Genomic DNA, 17,107 nt, shown 5'->3' on the forward strand with positions numbered 1-17,107 from the left:
GGCCGGCTGCTTCCGGTAATCCCCATGAATGCTCCCGCACCCGCCGTCACCCGGCTGGCGGTCGCGCTCGCCCTGTCGCTGGCCACACCCCTGGTCGCGGCGCGCGGCGTTCCCGCCGGTTTCGAGGATCTGGTCGAAGGCCAGACCGAACACCTGGAGATCCGTCTGTTCGGTCGTTCGACCGGGCTGGTGCCGGTGCGCGTGACCCTGGAACACGTGCAGCTGGAAACCCCGGCCGAGGCGCTGCAGGCCTTGCAGCTGTCCGCCGAAGCGCAGGCCGCGCTGCTGCCGGCGTTGTCGCAGCCGCTGCCGCGCAACAGTCATCTGGCGTGCCGTTACGGTGGTGCCAGTGCCGGTTGCGGGTACATCGATCCTCCCCAGGAGCCCACTGCCGTGTGCGCGCTGTATGACGAAGGCGAGGGCGCAGTGCGCCTGTTTGTCGCCCGCCAATGGATCCCCGGCGAGCCGGCCGCCGAGCGCTACCACCAGGTCAGCGCCAATGCCGAGAACGCCTTCCTGCACCAGCACACCTTCAATGTCAGCGGTGGCCGGGGCTACCAGGCGCTGGCCGCGCAGGGCATGGGTGCACTGGGCGTGTTCCAGCGCGGACACCTGTCCGCCGACTGGACCTTCAGCCAGCAGCACTACCGCGGCGGTCTTGCCAGCCGCCGTTTCCAGCTCGACAACGCCTACTACCGCCATGACCTGGGCCAGCAGCACTACCTGCAGGCCGGGCGCATGGACCGCCGCAACCTGAGCAGCCCGCAGGGCGGCACCTTCAGTTTCAGCATGCTGCCGATGGATCGCTTCCAGGGCCTGCGGCTGGGCACCACGCAGGCCTACGTGGACTCCGCCGCCGCCGTGCAGGCCGCGCCGCTCACCGTGCTGCTGGCGCGCGATGCGCGTGTGGATGCGTTCGATGGCGAGCGCCTGTTGCAGACCTTCTACCTGCAGGCAGGCATCAACCAGCTCGATACGCGCCGGTTCCCCATGGGCAACTACACCGTCAGCCTGCGCATCTACGAAGACGGCGTGCTGGTACGCAACGAGGACGCGCCGTTCGACAAGGGCGGTGACTGGACCGACAGCAGCGTGCAGTGGTTCCTGCAGGGGGGCCGCCGCAACGAGCGCCGCAGCGACCGCTTCGACGACGAACTGGCGGCCATGGGCGGCCTGCGCGTGCCGATGGGGCGCAACGTGGCCATGACCGCTGGCATCGCCGATCTGGGCGGTTTCAGCTACGGCGAACTGCGGGTGGACCTGCGCCATGTGTTTGCCACCCAGGAAGTCCGCGCCACCTTCAGTGGCATGCACGGCAGCGATGGCAGCCGTGGCCAGCAGCATCAGGTTTCCTACCGTCGCCGCGCTTCGTGGAATGTGTACCACCAGCGCATGCGCGGCCGTGCCTGCCAGTTCGAGGATGACGCGCGCGACCGGCTCGGCTGCGCCGATTCGCTCAGCGCCTCGATGGCGCTGCCGGTGGCCGGCGGCAACGCCTACGTGGCCTATACGCGCCGCCAGACCTGGCGTGCAGGCACCGTGCGGCCGGGGCTGGATGATGATCCGCTGGCCGGACTTGACCCGCTGCTGCCGCCGTGGATGCCACAGCCCACGCGCATACCGCAGCTCAGCCGCACCTGGCAGGCCAGCTACAGCCGCAGCCAGCGCTGGGGCGAGTTCAGTGTCTCCAGCCGCATCGGCGTGTGGCAGCAGACCAGCGGCGGTGGACTGCGCGACGGCCGTGACCGCGGCATCTACCTCAATTTCAGCCTCAACCGCCTGCAGCACGATGACCGGGGCAGTTCGCAGCGACGCTATGGCGTGGACGTGCGGCAACCACAGCATGCGCGCCCGGACATCAACTACAGCGCCGGGCAGACGCTGCGCCAGGAATACGAGGATCAGTACCGCGAGGTATCGGGCGAACTGCGCGGCAACAACAACGAGCGCTACAGCGCCACGCTGAGTACCCAGCTGCTGAACCGTATCGGCCAGACCGGTGCCACGGTGTCGCGCTACCAGCACCAGGGTGGCAACGAAGTGGCGTACAGCGCCACGCACAGTTCCGGCCTGGCCATCGGCAAGCGCGGCGTGTACTGGGGCGCTGGCGTTGGCGCCGACGCGGGGCTGGCGGTGCAGGTGGATGACACCGACGACCTGGACCTGAGCGGCGTTGCCGCCGAGCTGCAGGTGGGCGGGCTGCGCCGGCAGCGACTGAAGCTGGGCGAGCGCCGGCTGCTGCCGATTTCCGCCTACCAGTCGCACCGCGCTGAAGTGCAGGACGCCAGCGCCCTGGACAGCATCGCCGCCGTGCGCGTGAGCGGTGTGGGCGGCGCGCGTCCGTTGTTCCTGCCACCGGGCCGGCTGGTACGCATGCCGGTGCCGATTGAAGTGACCTACACCTTCATCGGCAACGCCCAGGACATCGCCGGCGCACCGCTGCGCGGTGCCCGCATTCTCAACGCGCCGGTGCCCGGCACCGGCAGCAATGGAGGTTTCGTGGCCGACTTCCCACGACGCGAGAAGACCCTGTACCTGCTGCAGGACGACCGGTTGCTGCACTGCCCGCTGCAGGTGCGCGAGCGCCGCAGCGTGGTGATGCTGGTAGGCGCCGTGCAGTGCGAGCCGCTGGCCGTGGCCCAGCTGCCGGCCGACATCCGCCACCAGGCGCGGGTGACGCGGTTGCTGCAGGAGCAGGCGCTGATCGCCGCCACGCCACAGACCGCAGCAGCGGGAGGTGCGAAGTGAGCCGTCGGTTGTGGTGGGTGATGGCGGTGTTGTGTGGGCTGGTGCTGTTGGTGCCGCGGGCGATGGCGCAACAGCCGCCGGAGACGCATCCGTCGAGCGAGCACCGGGACATCGTGATGAGTTGGGATCGCTCTGCGATGCCGGGAGATATCGAGTTGTGGCCATCCAAAACTGTATTTGGATACGAGGAGCAGGGCACGCTGGGCTACGGTCATATGTTCATGACGTGCAGCTCGAACTCCAGCTCGGAACGCGGAAAGTGCCCGACTAATGACACCTTGGAGGATAGTAGAGGGGCCGTTAGCACAATCCCACTGAGGTTCACGGAAAGTCGCAGCGGTATGGAGGTGGATGTGGAAGTCACCGCTGCCATCCGTCGTATCGACGCTACGTTCGCCTGCAGCTTTGACTACTGGTCCGGGCCGCTCCGGCCAGTCTGGTCTTCCACCACAGGCTCGTGCGCGGGTATTGATCGCGTGGGCACATCCGTCGAGATGAAGCTGACTTCCGGTCAGTTGAGCCAGCTTGTAGCGGGTCACTGGTCGGCCGTATTGGACCTGACGCTACGAATGCCGCCCCACCAGCACCTTGCGGACTACTCGTTCTCCTTCGACTTCACCATCACCGATCACAACGCGGTCTCCATCTACTTCCCGCTTTTCGACCAGGTCAACCCTCACGTTGGCCTGAACCTGCAGTACGACCCGATCGCGCAGACCATCGGCGGGCGTACCCAGCTCGACATGTGCCTGTACGACGGACTTGGCTCGCAGAGCAGCTACCTCGGCGTCACCGTGCGTGACAGCGGCGCGCAACCTCCCGGGCCCTCGGGCTACTCGGTATGGCACGTCGATGGCGGCAGCGATGCCACCCAGCGCGTGGACTACACCGTCACCCTGGATCACAACGGTAGCGCGTTGCCCATGCGCAATGGTGTGGAGCAGTTGCTGCACGGCATCGATACCGCACGGCTGCGGCTGGTGCTGCTGCCCGGCATGACGCAGCCGGTGTTCTGCGTGCCTACGCCATTGACGCTGGAAACACCGCGCGTGCCGGTCAGCACCAAGCGCCCCGGCTACTACAGCGGCGATCTCAAGGTGGAACTGCGTGTTCCCACCGTCACGCCCTGAACCCCACATGGAGTACCCGATGAAACCCCTAGTCCGCTGCCTGCTGCCGCTGTCGCTGCTGATGGCGTTGCCTGCCCATGCCAATCTCACCGTGCATCCCATGCGTACCTCGGTGGACGCGAAGACGGGCGCGCAGATACGCATCTACTCGCAGTCCACCCAGCCGCAGTACGTGCAGGCATCGATCAAGCGCATCGTCGACCCGGCGGGGGCAGGTGAACAGGAGGTTGAGGTGGAGCCGAATGAGGCCGCCATCGCCATCACGCCGGGAAAGTTCGCCCTCGCCGGTGGCGGCAACCGGCTGATCCGTGTGATTCCGCTGCAGCCGGTCGAAAAGGAAACGGCATACCGCGTGTACTTCGAGGGTGTGCGCGGCCCCGAACGTGCAGACCCGGCAGGCGAGGGTGAGAAGGCCCAGGCCAATGTCGGCGTCAGCCTGGTATGGGGCGCGCTGGTCAATGTGCTGCCCGCGCAATCGACGATGGACGTGCAGGTGGAGGGAAGCCAACTGCGCAACACCGGCACGGTACGCGTGGGCATCACCAGCATCGCTGACTGCGATGGCGCGCGCTGCACCGCACATGACGTCTCGCGCAGCCTGTATCCCGGCAGCGCGCTGGAACTGCCATTTGCCCTGCAGCCGGGCCACACGCTGCAGCTGCGCTACCGGCTGACCCGCGATGGCTATCGCGAGCACGTGCACAACGTCGCGCTCTGAGTGCATCTCGCCGCTGTGGCTTGGTGCCACAGCGGTTCCTTCTGTTCCGTTTGTTAAGGAGAATCCCATGAACAAGATCTATCGACGGCTCTGGTCCGCCGCCCGCCAATGCTGGGTGGTTGCAAGCGAACTGGTGGCAGCGCGCGGCACGCGCAGGCACACATCGCGTGGTCCCGGACTGGCGCTGGTGCTGGCCATGCTGCCGGCATCGGTCATGGCAGCCACAGCGGGCCATCTCGAAACAGGCGCTGATGAGTGGATGGAAGACGCCCTGTACGCTGCCTTTGGCCCGTTCAACGCAAGCGCCATGCTTGTGCACGAGGATGCCGCCACCGCTCCCAGCGGGCGAGCGTTCTCCCGCGCGAACGCGCTTCCGCTGGCCTACAGCGACTTCGTCCAGCTCGGTTCGTATGCTGGTGCTCTCAACAGGGCAGTCGCGGTCGGCGTATGGGCACACTCCAACAACTACGGCGTGGCACTTGGCTACCAAGCCAATGCCAACGGGCAACATGCGACTGCGCTGGGGCATCAGGCCGTTGCCTGGGAGATTGGCAGCGTCGCGGTGGGTAACGATGCAAAATCCTACGGCTACAACGCGATTGCGCTAGGGAGCGGCGCGCTCGCGGCCGGGCGCAATTCCATCGTGCTTGGGGCGGATTCCAATGACTATGGTGACAATCAGGTATCGGTCGGAAATGGCGGAACGCGACGCAAGATTGTCTATGTCGCCGATGGTGCGGTCGACGCAAACAGCAGCGAGGTCGTGACCGGCAGGCAGTTGCATGCTACGCAGCAGGCGCTGGCCAGCGTACGCCAGAGTCAGACGTTGCTGGCGACGGGGACTGCGCCATCCAGTGCCAATGCCGCCAAGGCAATCGGCAGCCGTGCGCTTGCGATAGGCGTTGAGGCAACGGCTGACGGTGAAGATACACTCGCATTGGGCGGCGGCGCGCGCACGGCACCCGGGTCCGGAGTAGCGCGTATTGCCATTGGCGCAGGTGCCTTCGCTGGCAGCAGCGGCTGGACGGGTGCCGTCGCCTTGGGCGGCAGTGCCAGTTCCACGCATGATGGGGTTGCCATCGGCTATCAGGCCAAGACAAGCACCAACGGTACGGTGGCCCTTGGTCGCGGGGCAATCGCGACGCATGGGAATTCGGTTGCACTCGGCAGCAACTCGGTCACCTCTGGAGCCAACAGCGTCTCGGTCGGAAGTTCCTCCAACAGGCGGAAGATCCAGTACCTGGCCGATGGCGTGATTGCGGCGGGCAGTACCGACGCGATCACCGGCAACCAGTTGCACGCTACCAACGCATTGGTGGCGACCGCGACGTCCAACGCGACGACCGCCAAAACCATCGCCGAAAATGCTCTGGGCACAGCGACGTCCAGTGGCTATATCACAGCAGTGGGCACGGCCATGTCCAACGCCAACAAGGCAGTTGCCAGTGGCACCGGCGCATTCGCTGCGGGCACACAGGCCAAGGCGCAAGGTACCCACGCCAGCGCGTTTGGATTCTCTGCACAGGCGTCGGCCACTCAGGCCACCGCACTGGGACGTGAGTCGGCTGCCAGCGGAACGTATTCCACTGCTGTCGGGAACCTCGCCAAGGCAGGCAGCGCCAGTGCGGTAGCTCTGGGAGATCGCGCCAGTGCCACGCACGCCAATGCCGTAGCCCTGGGGGCCGGTTCGGTAACAGCAGGCGCCAATACCATCTCGGTCGGAAATTCCTCCAACAGGCGAAAGATCCAGTACCTGGCCGATGGCGTGATCGCGCCGGGCAGTACCGACGCGATCACCGGCAACCAGTTGCATGCCACCAATCAGGACCTGGCTGCAGCGCAAGCCGCTGCGCAAGAGGCCTTGCGCAGAGCCCGGGCCACGAACAATCTACTTGCCACAGCGGCTGAGGTGAGCGAGGCGAACAAAGCAACCGCGACCGGAAACCTGGCCATGGCGATGGGTAATGCTGCCAAGGGCAATGGCGTGGCAGCAATCGCTCTGGGCAACACGGCCAATGCCGTAGGCACCAATGCAATCGCTGTAGGCAGCGCTTCCAGTGTGACGGCCCACTATGCTGTCGCCCTCGGTGGAAACGCGAAGGCATTGCACGACAATGCGGTGGCCTTGGGCGAGAAGTCCGTGACGACCGGCACCAGCCAGGTCTCTGTTGGCAACGCGACGCTGAAGCGCAAATTGGTAAACGTGGCGGATGCCGCGTTGAGCAACACCAGCACGGATGCAGTAACGGGCAAGCAGCTGTTTGCCGTTGACGAGAAAGTCACTGCAAATCAGTCCCTGCTGACCAGTCATGCCTCGCAGATTTCTGGGCACCAGACGCGTATCGCCGACAACCGGCGCGATCTGGATGCCCTGCGTACCGAGTTCGACAACTTCGATCCCGATCTGGAGGGTGTGGTCCGCTACGCAGCTGACGGCTCCATTGATCTGGACGGCGGCAAGGTGCGGGGTGTGGCAGCGGGGGATATCAGCTCTGCGTCCAGTACCGATGCAGTGAATGGTGGGCAGTTGTTTGCGGCCAACGAGAAAATCCTGGCGCTTGAGAGCGTGGGAAAGTTCGTATCAATCGGTATAGGTGGCAGCCAACGAGCATCGGCCGCAGGAGTGGGGGCAGTTGCAATCGGTGATTCGGCTGAAGCAACCGTCGGTGGTGAAGGTGGAGTCGCGATAGGGGCATTTTCTCGCGCGGTGGGAAAGAACTCCATCGCCATAGGTCGCGCAGCGTACGTTGCTGGAAGTGCAGAAGGTGGCTTTGCATTGGGCGTTGGCACATCCGTCAACGCGAACCGAGGGGTAGCACTGGGCGCGGAAAGTCAGGTGCAGGCGGGAGCAAACAATAGTGTCGCAGTTGGCTATGGCTCGATTGCATCAGAACCTGACACCGTTTCTTTTGGAAATGACAGCATCCGTCGAAGGTTGACCGGCGTTTCTCGAGGACTCGGCGATGCCGAAGCTGTTGCCATCGTCCAGTTGTCTGAATCCCTCTCCACTTTAGGAGGTGGTGCGAGGTTGAGCAGCCAAGGTGGCGTGATAGCGCCCGTCTACAACGTACAGGGTGGTACGCAGAGCAATGTAGGTGACGCCATGGCTATTCTCGATGGTGCAGTGCTCAGGGCCGATAGTCGCGTAGATGGCGTCGAAGGCCAGCTGCGCGCGACATTCCAACAGTCGCCGTCAACGAGCGCAAATGGAATCGGCCAACTGAACCTGGCTGGTGCGCAGGGCATGATTCTGTCGAATCTCGTCGATGGGCGTATTGATGCGGGTAGTCGTGATGCGGTGACTGGCAGTCAGCTGTACGCAGCCAAGCAGGAAATCGCTAGGAACGGAGATGAGATCGAGCGTATGAAGGGCATGTCAGATAAAGGCGTGAGGTATGTTCTTCAGCAAGCACTTGATGAACGAGGAGGGCCGATTGATTTCGCTGGATCGCGATTGACTGGGATTGATTCGGGGGATATCTCATCTGCCTTCAGTACTGATGCAGTTAACGGCAGTCAGCTGTATGTGACTAATCAGCGAATCGCGAGCGTTGAATCGACTCATCGATTCTTCAAAATCGGTCGGGACGATTTGAGTGAGGACGCCAAGGCTGGATCGTTTGGTGTTGCGATTGGTGAATCCGCGCAAGCCACACCTAAGGATGGAGGTGAGGGTGGAACAGCCGTTGGCGCTTTTGCGATTGCTTTGGGCAAGAATTCCGTTGCTCTGGGGAGAGGGGCCTTGGTCGAACAGGGAGCAGATAGCGCATTCGCTCTCGGTGTAGGGTCACGTACGGCTGGTTCTGATAGCGTGGCGCTAGGCGCAGTCACTAGAACAGAAGTCGGTGCGGTCAGGTCCGCCGCCATTGGCATGGGATCCGTTGCCACAGAGGCAGACACGGCATCCTTCGGAAATAGCAGATACCAGCGCCGCCTCGTCAACGTAGCCAACGGCCGCAACGCCAACGACGCCGCCACCGTCGGCCAGCTCCGTGGCGCACTGTCCACCCTCGGCGGCAACATGGACGCCAACGGCAACGTCACCATCCCCGGCTTCAACGTCCAGGGCCAGCAGCAGAACACCATCAACGAAGCCCTCGCCACGCTCGACTCGGCCGTAGTCACCACTGGCTCCCGTGTCGACCGTGTGGAAGCCCAGCTCCGCTCGGTGTTCCAGGAATCTCCGTCCATCCGCAGCGACGGCACCGCCCAGCTCACCCTGGCGGGTGCCAACGGCATGGTCATCTCCAACGTCGCCAACGGCTTGATCGCCGCCGGCAGCCGCGAGGCGGTCAACGGTGGCCAGTTGCATGCCGCGCAGCAGCAGCTCAACGGTCGCATCGATGGCCTGGAGCAGCGCGTGGACGGCCAGCCGCAGGCGCGTGCAATGGCCACGGCGTCGGCAGCGCCGACCGAAGAGATCATGCCAAGCCCGGAAGCCAGCGGTTCGCCGCAGGTCGCTTCGGCAGGCGAGGGCGCTTCGCCTGCACCGCAGCCGAAGTCGAAGAAGGACGATTCGCCCGCGCCCACGCCGCAGGTTGATACCGCCGAGTTGGAAAAGATGCTGGCCCGTGCCAACGAGTACACCGACGGTGCGATCAGCAACTTCGAGCGCCGCCTGGACAAGATGGACAAGCGCTTCAACCGCATGGCGGCGATGAGCAGCGCGCAGACGGCCATGGCCATGAACACCGCTGGCCTGGCCACCTACAACCGCCTTGGCGCGGGCGTGGGCTACGCCGAGGGCGAGTCGGCCATGGCGGTGGGTTACCAGCGCGTACTCAACGACAAGGGCTCAGCCACCTTCAGCCTCAATGGTGCCTTCACCAACAGCGGTGAACGCAGCATGGGCGTGGGTGTGGGCATCGGCTGGTAAGCCATGGCGCCCCGGCGTGGTGCGCGTAACGAGCCCCGCCGCGCCGGGGTCCTTGCCGAGGAGATGGCAATGTACCGATGGGTGAGTCGATTCATCAGCTACCGCACGTTCTACGTTTGGCGGGCACGGTTTTACTACCACACCCGGCATCTGGACGTCTGGATGCTTGCCAGCGTGCTGTGCTTCCTGGGGGTAGTGGCGTTGCTCTGGTACTACTGGCGGTTCACCAATGTGCCGCTTCCGCGCATGCATCCGCAGGTAGCTGCGCTACGGGTGGAGGGCATCACCAACGAGGCGATCCACAGGATTGTTCTGGTGCGCCATGGTGGTACTCCCCCCGGCAAGCCGTTCTCCACGCCGGAGGAGATCCGGGCCAGCACGGTGCGTACGATGCGGGTGCGGCAAGTGCTGGATGGCGAGGTGGCATGGCGGCTGAAGGCGAACCTGCTGGCGGATATCGCCGATTACATCGAGGCGACCGCGGGCTGCGTGCCGTATCAATGCACACGGGTGCAGGCGCACATCAGCCAGCTGCGTGAGGCCGCGACGGAGAACGCGGGCATCAACAGGGCGTTGCAACCCATTCTGGATGGCCCGCGTGATCTGGTGCCCGGTCTCACGAGCGTCGATCGCCAACGGGTGAAGAGCGGCTGGTCGGATTCGTTCAGTGACATCTTTCACCAGGTATGGCTGTTGAACGATCTGCAGACCATGCACGCGCGGATGATGGCGGAGTACCCCAAGCGCGCACCCGCACCGTGGTTGCCGGAGTGGTTGATTGGCCCGGAGCCGACGACCGGTAATGGCATGCCACTGTAGAGCACTGCCATGCTAGGTGGCGCCCGCGGATGCCACGCGCCCTGTAGAGCCGAGCCCACGCTCGGCTGCTCTTCAGTCAGATATCCGGAAGTCTGAAATGCAGTGCGGACCAACAGTCCGCACCCACCAAGACTGGCGCTACCGTCACCCGCCGATATACGCGGTGATCTCCGCCTCGGCCAGCACCTGCCGCAACTGCGCCACGGACGCGCGCCGCATCGGCTTCTCATCCACCGGCGACAGCGGCGCTTGGCGCAGGGCGTCGTAGGGCAGCACGGCCAGGTCGAAGGTCAGCTCTTCGGCACTGAACACCCACACCGGCACGTCCAGGCAGCGTTCGCGGTCCATGCGCAGACGACGTGTCCGTGATTCGGCGGGGATGCCATGTTCGTCCAGGAAGCGATGCACGGCTTCCGGGTCGTCACTGTGCAGGTGCAGCTGCACGGGGCTGTTGGCGTCGGCGGTGCCATCCAGTACCGGGCCGACCAGGCGTGGGGCGAAGCCGTGCAGGAACTCCAGGGCGCGCATTGCGGCTTCGCGGCGGCGCTGCAGTTCGTTGCCATGCTGGGGCCCGGAGAACAACCGCTGGTACTCGCGCAGGGCGTCTTCAATCTCGGTGTTCCGGGGCAGGGAGGCATCGTCGTGGATGCCGAGCCGGGTGGCGGCCTTCAACTTGGCCTGGTGGTAGTCGCGGATGCCGCCTTCGGCCATCAGGCGCGCGGCTTCGTGGGCGAGACGGTGGCGCCGCTCGCGGGTCTGGCTGGCAGCATGCTGACGGGCGCGATGCATGCGATGACTCCCTGTTGCGACCTGGCTACAGACTAGCGCACGGATGTGACATCTGCGTGGGTATTTCGCGGAGGCGCCGCTGCGCTCGCCGGGCATGGCCCGGCGCTACCCGGCAAGACCGTGCCGTTGATCCACCAACGCTCTGGTAGGTGCCGACCTTGGTCGGCACGGGGTGCCAACCAAGGTTGGCAGCTACCAGAGCAGCATCGGTGCCAACCCACGGTTGGCACCCATCGCCCCCTTCCTCAGAAGATATCGAAAGCGGCGGCGTCGGCCTGCGGCGTATTGAGGTTCAGGTCGTAGTCGGTCAGGCGGTCCATGTCTTCCACCTTCACCCACTCGGTGGCGCCATTGAGGGTGGCCTGCACCATGCCGCTGGGCGGGTCGTTCTGCGCGATCGGGGTGTCCTTCAGCGCGGTGCGCATGTAGTCGATCCAGATCGGCAGGGCGGCCTTGCCACCGTATTCGCGGTAGCCCAGCGAGCGGAAGTCGTCGCGGCCCACCCACACGGTGGTCACGTACGGGCCGCCGAAGCCGGAGAACCAGGCATCGCGGTGGTCGTTGGTGGAGCCGGTCTTGCCGCCTACGTCCTCGCGGCCGAGTACCTTGGCCTGAGCACCGGTACCGCGCTGGACCACGTCGCGCATCATCGACACCAGCTGGTAGGCGGTGCGGGCGTCGATCGCGCGCGGGGCGGTGCGTGCATCCGGGTTGACCGGTGCGGCCGGGGTTTCGGGCTTGGCTTCGGCCTTTGCCGCAGCGGCCGGGTCCACCTTCGGGGCCGGGGCGCCGAAGTTGAAGCCGTCCACCACCTGGTTGACCGGCTGGCCGCTGCTGCCGGCGCAGTCGCGGCATGCCATTGCCGGGTTTTCCTTGAACACCAGATTGCCGTCGCGGTCGTTCACCTGGTCGATCAGCCAGGTGTCCACGCGCGAGCCGCCGTTGGCGAACACGGCATAGCCACGGGCTACCGACAGCGGAGTCAGCGAGGCGGTACCCAGCGACATCGACAGGTTCGGCGGCAGCTCCGACTCGGCAAAACCAAATTCACTGATGTACTTGCGCGCGTAATCCACGCCCATGCCATCGAGCAGTCGCACCGAAACCAGGTTGCGTGACTGCACCAGCGCTTCGCGCAGGCGCATCGGGCCGCGGAAGCCGCCGCCGTCGTTCTGCGGGGCCCAGGTCTTGCCGCGGCGGTCGCGGAACACGACCGGGGCGTCGAGCACGATCGAGGCCGGGTTGTAGCCCTTGTCGAAGGCGGCCGCATAGACGAACGGCTTGAAGCTCGAACCCGGTTGGCGACGGGCCTGGGTGGCGCGGTTGAACTTGTTGCCGGAGAAGCTGAAGCCACCGACCAGCGCTTTCAGCGCGCCGCTGTGGGCATCCAGCGAAACCAGTGCGGACTGGCCGCGCGGCAGCTGGTCCAGCAGCCATTCGCCCTCCTTGGCACCGGCGCGCACGCGCACGATGTCGCCGCGCTGCACCAGCTTGGCCGGGCTCTTGTTGGCCCACTTGGCGGCGCCGGCCGGCAGCACGATCTCGCTGCGATTGGCCAGCACCACGGTGGCGCTGCCATCGGCGCCGGTGCTGGCAACGATGGCCGGCAGCAGGCCGGCCTGGCCGAACATGCCGCGCAGGTGCTCGGCCAGGGCAGCGGCGTCTTCGCTGGCGCCTACCTGGACCTGCTTCTCCACGCCGTGCCAGCCATGGCGGTGGTCGTACAGCAGCAGGCCGTCGCGCACCGACTGGTTGGCGGCGGTCTGCAGGGTCGCATCGATGGTGGTGGTGACGTGGTAACCCTTGTTGACCACATCGCCGCCGAAGCGGGCGATCATTTCCTGGCGCACCAGCTCGGCCACGTACGGGGCATCGACCTGGACCGGCGGCTCATGCGCGGTGGCGTGCATCGGCACGGCCTTCGCCGCATCGGCCTCGGCCTGGCTGACGAACTTCAGGTCGGCCATGCGCTGCAGCACGTAGTTGTCGCGGCGCTGGCGGGCACGTTCCGGGTTGGAGATCGGGTTGCCCGAAGACGGGAACTTGGGGATGCCGGCCAGCGAGGCCATTTCATCCAGGTCCAGCTCGTTGAGCTTCTTGCCGTAGTAGAACTCGGCGGCGGCGGCCACACCGTAGGCGCGGTTGCCGAAGAAGCTCTTGTTCAGGTACAGCTCGAAGATCTCGTCCTTGCTCAGCTCCGACTCGATCTTCCGTGCCAGCAGGATCTCGGCCAGCTTGCGGGTGTAGCTGTACTCGGAGCTGAGGAAGAACTGGCGGGCGACCTGCTGGGTGATGGTGGAGCCACCGGGTACGCGCTTGTCGCTGGTGGTGGCCAGCAGCCATACGGCACGGCCGATGCCCATGTAGTCGACGCCGCCATGCTCGTAGAAGCGGGCATCCTCGGTGGCCAGGAACGCCTGCTTCAGGCGCTCGGGCACATCCTTCATGGTGATCGGGGTGCGCCGGGTCTCGCCGAACACCGCCATCAGCTTGCCGTCGGCAGCGTAGACGTACATCGGCTCCTGCATTTCCACGTCGCGCAGGGTCTGCACGTCGGGAAGCTTGGAGGAAACGGCATAGTACAGACCGCCTACGGCGGCCGCGCCGATCAGCGCCAGGACCAGGACAATCAGGAAGATCCAGCGCAGCCAGCGGCGGAGTCGAGTCATCGGGTTCAGATTCCGATTGCGAATTTCGTGGTCGCAGAGTATAGATTACGCAAGGTGGCGGCTGGGGTCGTCGCCGGGGAGCGCAAAGGGAACAGTCAGGGGCTGCATGGTGAATCCGTGAGGGACTTCACAGCAGGGCCGTTGCCATTTGCTAAGAATACGTTATTAATGCTCGGGCGCAGGTCTTGCGTCCAAGTGCCCGTCGGCAGGGGAGAAACCGTGGGGCTCATCCCAAAAAGTCAGTCGCCGCTTGTAGGCGTCGACATCAGTTCGACTGCGGTAAAGCTTTTGCAGCTGTCCCGCAGTGGCAACCGTTTTCGTGTGGAACATTACGCTGTGGAACCTCTGCCGCCGAATGCGGTGGTGGAGAAGAACATCGTGGAAGTGGAGGCCGTGGGTGAGGCCATCCGCCGCGCGATGAGCCGCTCGGGGAGCAAGGCCAGGCTGGCCGCTGCTGCCGTCGCCGGGTCGGCGGTGATCACCAAGGTGATCCCGATGCCGGCCGAGCTCGACGAAAACGACATGGAAGCCCAGATCGAGCTGGAAGCGGTCAACTACATTCCATATCCGATCGAGGAAGTGAACCTGGACTTCGAGGTGATCGGGGCGATCCCGAACAACCCGGAGATGGTCCAGGTGCTGCTGGCCGCGTCGCGTTCGGAAAACGTTGAACTGCGCCAGTCGGCGCTGGAGCTGGGTGGCCTGCAGGCCAAGGTGATGGACGTGGAGGCCTTTGCGGTCGAGAACGCGTATGCCCTGGTCGCCAGCGAGCTGCCGGTGTCCATCGAGGGCGTGGTCGCGCTGGTCGACATCGGTGCCACCATGACCACCCTCAATGTCCTGCGTGGTGGCCGCAGCCTGTACAGCCGCGAACAGGTGTTCGGTGGCAAGCAGCTGACCGACGAGATCATGCGCCGCTATGGCCTGAGCTACGAGGAAGCCGGCCTGGCCAAGCGCCAGGGCGGGTTGCCGGAAAGCTATGAGATGGAAGTGCTGGAGCCGTTCAAGGAAGCCACGGTCCAGCAGATCAGTCGCCTGCTGCAGTTCTTCTATGCGGGCAGCGAATTCAACCGCGTCGATCACATCGTGCTGGCCGGAGGCTGCGCCGTGCTCGGTGGCCTGCCGGAAATGGTCGAAGAGCAGCTGGGCGTGCCGACCGTGATCGCCAACCCGCTGGCACAGATGACCCTGGGCCCGAAGGTGAACGCACATGCGCTGGCCCAGGATGCCCCCGCGCTGATGATCGCCACCGGTCTGGCGCTGAGGAGCTTCGACTGATGGCGCGCATCAATCTATTGCCCTGGCGCGCCGAGCGGCGCAAGCAACGCCAGCGCGAGTTCTACGCAATGCTGGGCATGGCCGCGATTGGTGGCCTGCTGCTGTCGCTGGTGATCTGGTTCTACTACGACCGCCAGGTGAGCGGCCAGATGGACCGCAACGCCTATCTGGAAGCCGAGATCGAGAAGGTCAAGGAACAGAACAAGGAGATCGACCGCCTCGACGCCCAGAAGGACCGCCTGCTGGCGCGCAAGAAGGTGATCGAGGAACTGCAGGCCAAGCGCTCGCAGATGGTCCACCTGTTCGACGCGCTGGTGCGCACCATTCCTGACGGCGTGGTACTGACCGCGCTGCAGCAGGAGGGCGACATGCTCACCCTTGAAGGCCGGACCCAGTCCAATGCACGCGTGTCGGCGTACATGCGCAACCTGGAAACCTCCGGCTGGATGACCAATCCGGAACTGTCGATCATCCAGGCCAGTGCTGCCGACAAGAACGCGACCGGCCCGGTGTCTGACATCAAGGCGCTGCCGTACATGTTCAAGGTCACGGTGAAGCTGCCTGCGCAGAGCGAAGAGACCGGCACGCCCGGCTTGAATGCCGATGGCAGCGTGGCGGCCGCACCAGCGGCAGTGCCTGCCGTGGCACCGCTTGCTGCAGGCCCGGACGCGGCAGCTTCGGCCGCAGCACCGGCAGCATCCCAGCCGGCCCCGGCCCCGGCCCCGGCCCCGGCCCCGGCCCAACCGGCCCCGGCGGCTGCACCGGCCGCCGCGCCGGCCAAGCCGAACCAGCCGGCTGCACCGGCACCGGCCAAGCTTGAGGGCAGCCGCCTTGCGCAGCCGCCGCAGGCCTCCAACGCCCCGTTGCAGGGGGACCGCGCATGAGCCAGAAAATCGATCTGAAGAACCTGGATTTCAACGACATCGGCAACTGGCCGCAGAAGGCCAAGATCGTCTTCTGCTCGTTGCTGGCGCTGGTCATCATGTTCGTCGCCTGGATGCTGCTGATCAGCGGCAAGCGCGACGAACTGTCCAGCCTTGAGTCGAGGGAAGGCGACCTGCGCACCGAGTTCACCAAGCAGCAGGAACGCGCGGTGAACCTGGGCCCGCTCAAGCAGCAGCTGGCACAGATGGAGCAGGTGCTGCAGCAGATGTTGCGGCAGCTGCCCAGCAAGACCGAAATGCCCGACCTGATCATCGACATCTCGCAGACGGCGCTGTCCAGCGGCCTGACCAGCCAGTTGTTCGAGCCGGAGCAGGAGCAGGTGAAGGAGTTCTACGCCGAGAAGCCGATCAAGCTGAAGATGGTGGGCAGTTACCACCAGTTCGGCGCCTTCGTCAGTGGCGTGGCCTCGTTGCCGCGGGTGGTGATCCTGACCATGCACGACATCAACCTGAAACCTGCCGACAAGACCGGTGGCGGTGCCCGTGCGGGTGCGCTGGAACTGTCCGGCACGGTCAAGACCTATCGCTACCTGGACGAGACCGAGGTCCAGGAACAGCAGAAGGCTGAAGCTGGCAAGGAGGACAAGAAGTGACGCGTTCCTTCTTTGCACGCTGTGGGATGGTTGCCGCGGTGCTGCTGCTGGCAGCCTGTGGCCGTGGCGTGACCAGCACGCCGGGCGATGCGCCGAACCTGGAAAAGTGGGTGGAGGGCGAGCGTGCCCGGCCGGCACAGCCGCTGGAGCCGCTGCCGGTGATGCAGCAGTTCGAGACCTTCGAGTACTCCGCGCAGGGCCTGCGCGATCCGTTTACCGATGCCTGGACCAATCCGCAGGGGAGCGGTGGGTTGCGGCCGGATCCGAACCGGCGCAAGGAGCCGCTGGAAGGCTTCCCGCTGGACGCACTGGACATGGTCGGTACCATCGGCACCGGCAGCGGTACCGTTGCGCTGGTGATGGGGCCGGACAAGGTGACCTACCGGGTACGCCCGGGTGGCTACCTGGGGCAGAGCGACGGACGGGCCACGGCGGTCTTCGAGGACCGCGTGGAGCTGATCGAACTGGTGCCGGATGGCGCGGGTGGCTGGCTGGAACGGCCGGCAACGCTCTCGCTTGAAGATCAATGATCGTTTACTGGGG

11 protein-coding genes are annotated in these 17,107 nt (G+C 65.2%); 9 read left to right on the top strand and 2 right to left on the bottom strand.

Translation table 11 applies throughout. The annotated features are described in order from the left end of the window. The first annotated feature begins 24 nt into the window (after positions 1-24). The 5 genes from AC13GA_RS14875 to AC13GA_RS14895 all read left to right on the top strand — a co-directional run bounded on the left by AC13GA_RS14875 (position 25) and on the right by AC13GA_RS14895 (position 10,291). Entirely contained in the window at positions 25-2,748 is a 2,724-nt protein-coding gene (locus AC13GA_RS14875) for a TcfC E-set like domain-containing protein (protein ID WP_482998430.1), read from the top strand. A gap of 221 nt (positions 2,749-2,969) precedes the next feature. Further along, the gene (locus tag AC13GA_RS14880; protein ID WP_482998459.1) at positions 2,970-3,878 is read left to right on the top strand and encodes a CblD like pilus biogenesis initiator family protein; all 909 of its coding nucleotides are present in this window, start codon (positions 2,970-2,972) and stop codon (positions 3,876-3,878) included. Positions 3,879-3,897: 19 nt separating this feature from the next. After that, the gene (locus tag AC13GA_RS14885; protein ID WP_482998431.1) at positions 3,898-4,596 is read left to right on the top strand and encodes a pilus assembly protein; all 699 of its coding nucleotides are present in this window, start codon (positions 3,898-3,900) and stop codon (positions 4,594-4,596) included. A 67-nt stretch (positions 4,597-4,663) separates the two neighbouring features. Further along, positions 4,664-9,472 (top strand): ESPR-type extended signal peptide-containing protein, encoded by a 4,809-nt coding sequence (locus tag AC13GA_RS14890; RefSeq protein WP_482998432.1) that lies wholly within the window; start codon positions 4,664-4,666, stop codon positions 9,470-9,472. A 69-nt stretch (positions 9,473-9,541) separates the two neighbouring features. Then, complete coding sequence (locus AC13GA_RS14895) at positions 9,542-10,291, top strand: hypothetical protein (protein ID WP_049444611.1); 750 nt, start codon at positions 9,542-9,544, stop codon at positions 10,289-10,291. Positions 10,292-10,435: 144 nt separating this feature from the next. Here the strand turns inward: AC13GA_RS14895 and AC13GA_RS14900 are convergent, their stop codons facing one another. Next, a complete protein-coding gene (locus AC13GA_RS14900; RefSeq protein ID WP_046984289.1) occupies positions 10,436-11,080 on the bottom strand; it encodes a hypothetical protein in 645 nt (214 codons plus the stop codon). Between the two features lie 245 nt (positions 11,081-11,325). Further along, a complete protein-coding gene (locus AC13GA_RS14905; protein WP_046984288.1) occupies positions 11,326-13,749 on the bottom strand; it encodes a penicillin-binding protein 1A in 2,424 nt (807 codons plus the stop codon). A 219-nt stretch (positions 13,750-13,968) separates the two neighbouring features. Between AC13GA_RS14905 and AC13GA_RS14910 the strand changes: the two genes are divergently transcribed. Genes AC13GA_RS14910 through AC13GA_RS14925 form a run of 4 tightly spaced genes read left to right on the top strand, consistent with a single transcriptional unit; the run spans position 13,969 to position 17,094 of the window. Beyond that, positions 13,969-15,027, top strand: coding sequence for a pilus assembly protein PilM (locus tag AC13GA_RS14910; RefSeq protein ID WP_482998433.1), 1,059 nt, complete (start codon positions 13,969-13,971; stop codon positions 15,025-15,027). After that, positions 15,027-15,911: a PilN domain-containing protein gene (locus tag AC13GA_RS14915; protein WP_482998434.1), complete on the top strand. Its 885-nt coding sequence runs from the start codon at positions 15,027-15,029 to the stop codon at positions 15,909-15,911. The genes AC13GA_RS14910 and AC13GA_RS14915 overlap by 1 nt, the downstream gene beginning before the upstream one ends. Next, positions 15,908-16,564, top strand: coding sequence for a type IV pilus inner membrane component PilO (locus AC13GA_RS14920; RefSeq protein ID WP_046984285.1), 657 nt, complete (start codon positions 15,908-15,910; stop codon positions 16,562-16,564). The genes AC13GA_RS14915 and AC13GA_RS14920 overlap by 4 nt, the downstream gene beginning before the upstream one ends. 26 nt (positions 16,565-16,590) lie before the next feature. Then, positions 16,591-17,094, top strand: coding sequence for a pilus assembly protein PilP (locus tag AC13GA_RS14925; RefSeq protein WP_046984284.1), 504 nt, complete (start codon positions 16,591-16,593; stop codon positions 17,092-17,094). Positions 17,095-17,107 lie beyond the last annotated feature (13 nt).

It is taken from the genome of Stenotrophomonas sp. 22DLJC03, assembly GCF_056861405.1.

Excerpts from the sequence above, each read along its gene's own strand:
- AC13GA_RS14875 (WP_482998430.1), top strand. The coding sequence starts at position 25 with ATGAATGCTCCCGCACCCGCCGTCACCCGGCTGGCGGTCGCGCTCGCC.
- AC13GA_RS14880 (WP_482998459.1), top strand. The coding sequence starts at position 2,970 with ATGACGTGCAGCTCGAACTCCAGCTCGGAACGCGGAAAGTGCCCGACT.
- AC13GA_RS14885 (WP_482998431.1), top strand. The coding sequence starts at position 3,898 with ATGAAACCCCTAGTCCGCTGCCTGCTGCCGCTGTCGCTGCTGATGGCG.
- AC13GA_RS14890 (WP_482998432.1), top strand. The coding sequence starts at position 4,664 with ATGAACAAGATCTATCGACGGCTCTGGTCCGCCGCCCGCCAATGCTGG.
- AC13GA_RS14895 (WP_049444611.1), top strand. The coding sequence starts at position 9,542 with ATGTACCGATGGGTGAGTCGATTCATCAGCTACCGCACGTTCTACGTT.
- AC13GA_RS14900 (WP_046984289.1), bottom strand. The coding sequence starts at position 11,080 with ATGCATCGCGCCCGTCAGCATGCTGCCAGCCAGACCCGCGAGCGGCGC.
- AC13GA_RS14905 (WP_046984288.1), bottom strand. The coding sequence starts at position 13,749 with ATGACTCGACTCCGCCGCTGGCTGCGCTGGATCTTCCTGATTGTCCTG.
- AC13GA_RS14915 (WP_482998434.1), top strand. The coding sequence starts at position 15,027 with ATGGCGCGCATCAATCTATTGCCCTGGCGCGCCGAGCGGCGCAAGCAA.
- AC13GA_RS14920 (WP_046984285.1), top strand. The coding sequence starts at position 15,908 with ATGAGCCAGAAAATCGATCTGAAGAACCTGGATTTCAACGACATCGGC.
- AC13GA_RS14925 (WP_046984284.1), top strand. The coding sequence starts at position 16,591 with ATGGTTGCCGCGGTGCTGCTGCTGGCAGCCTGTGGCCGTGGCGTGACC.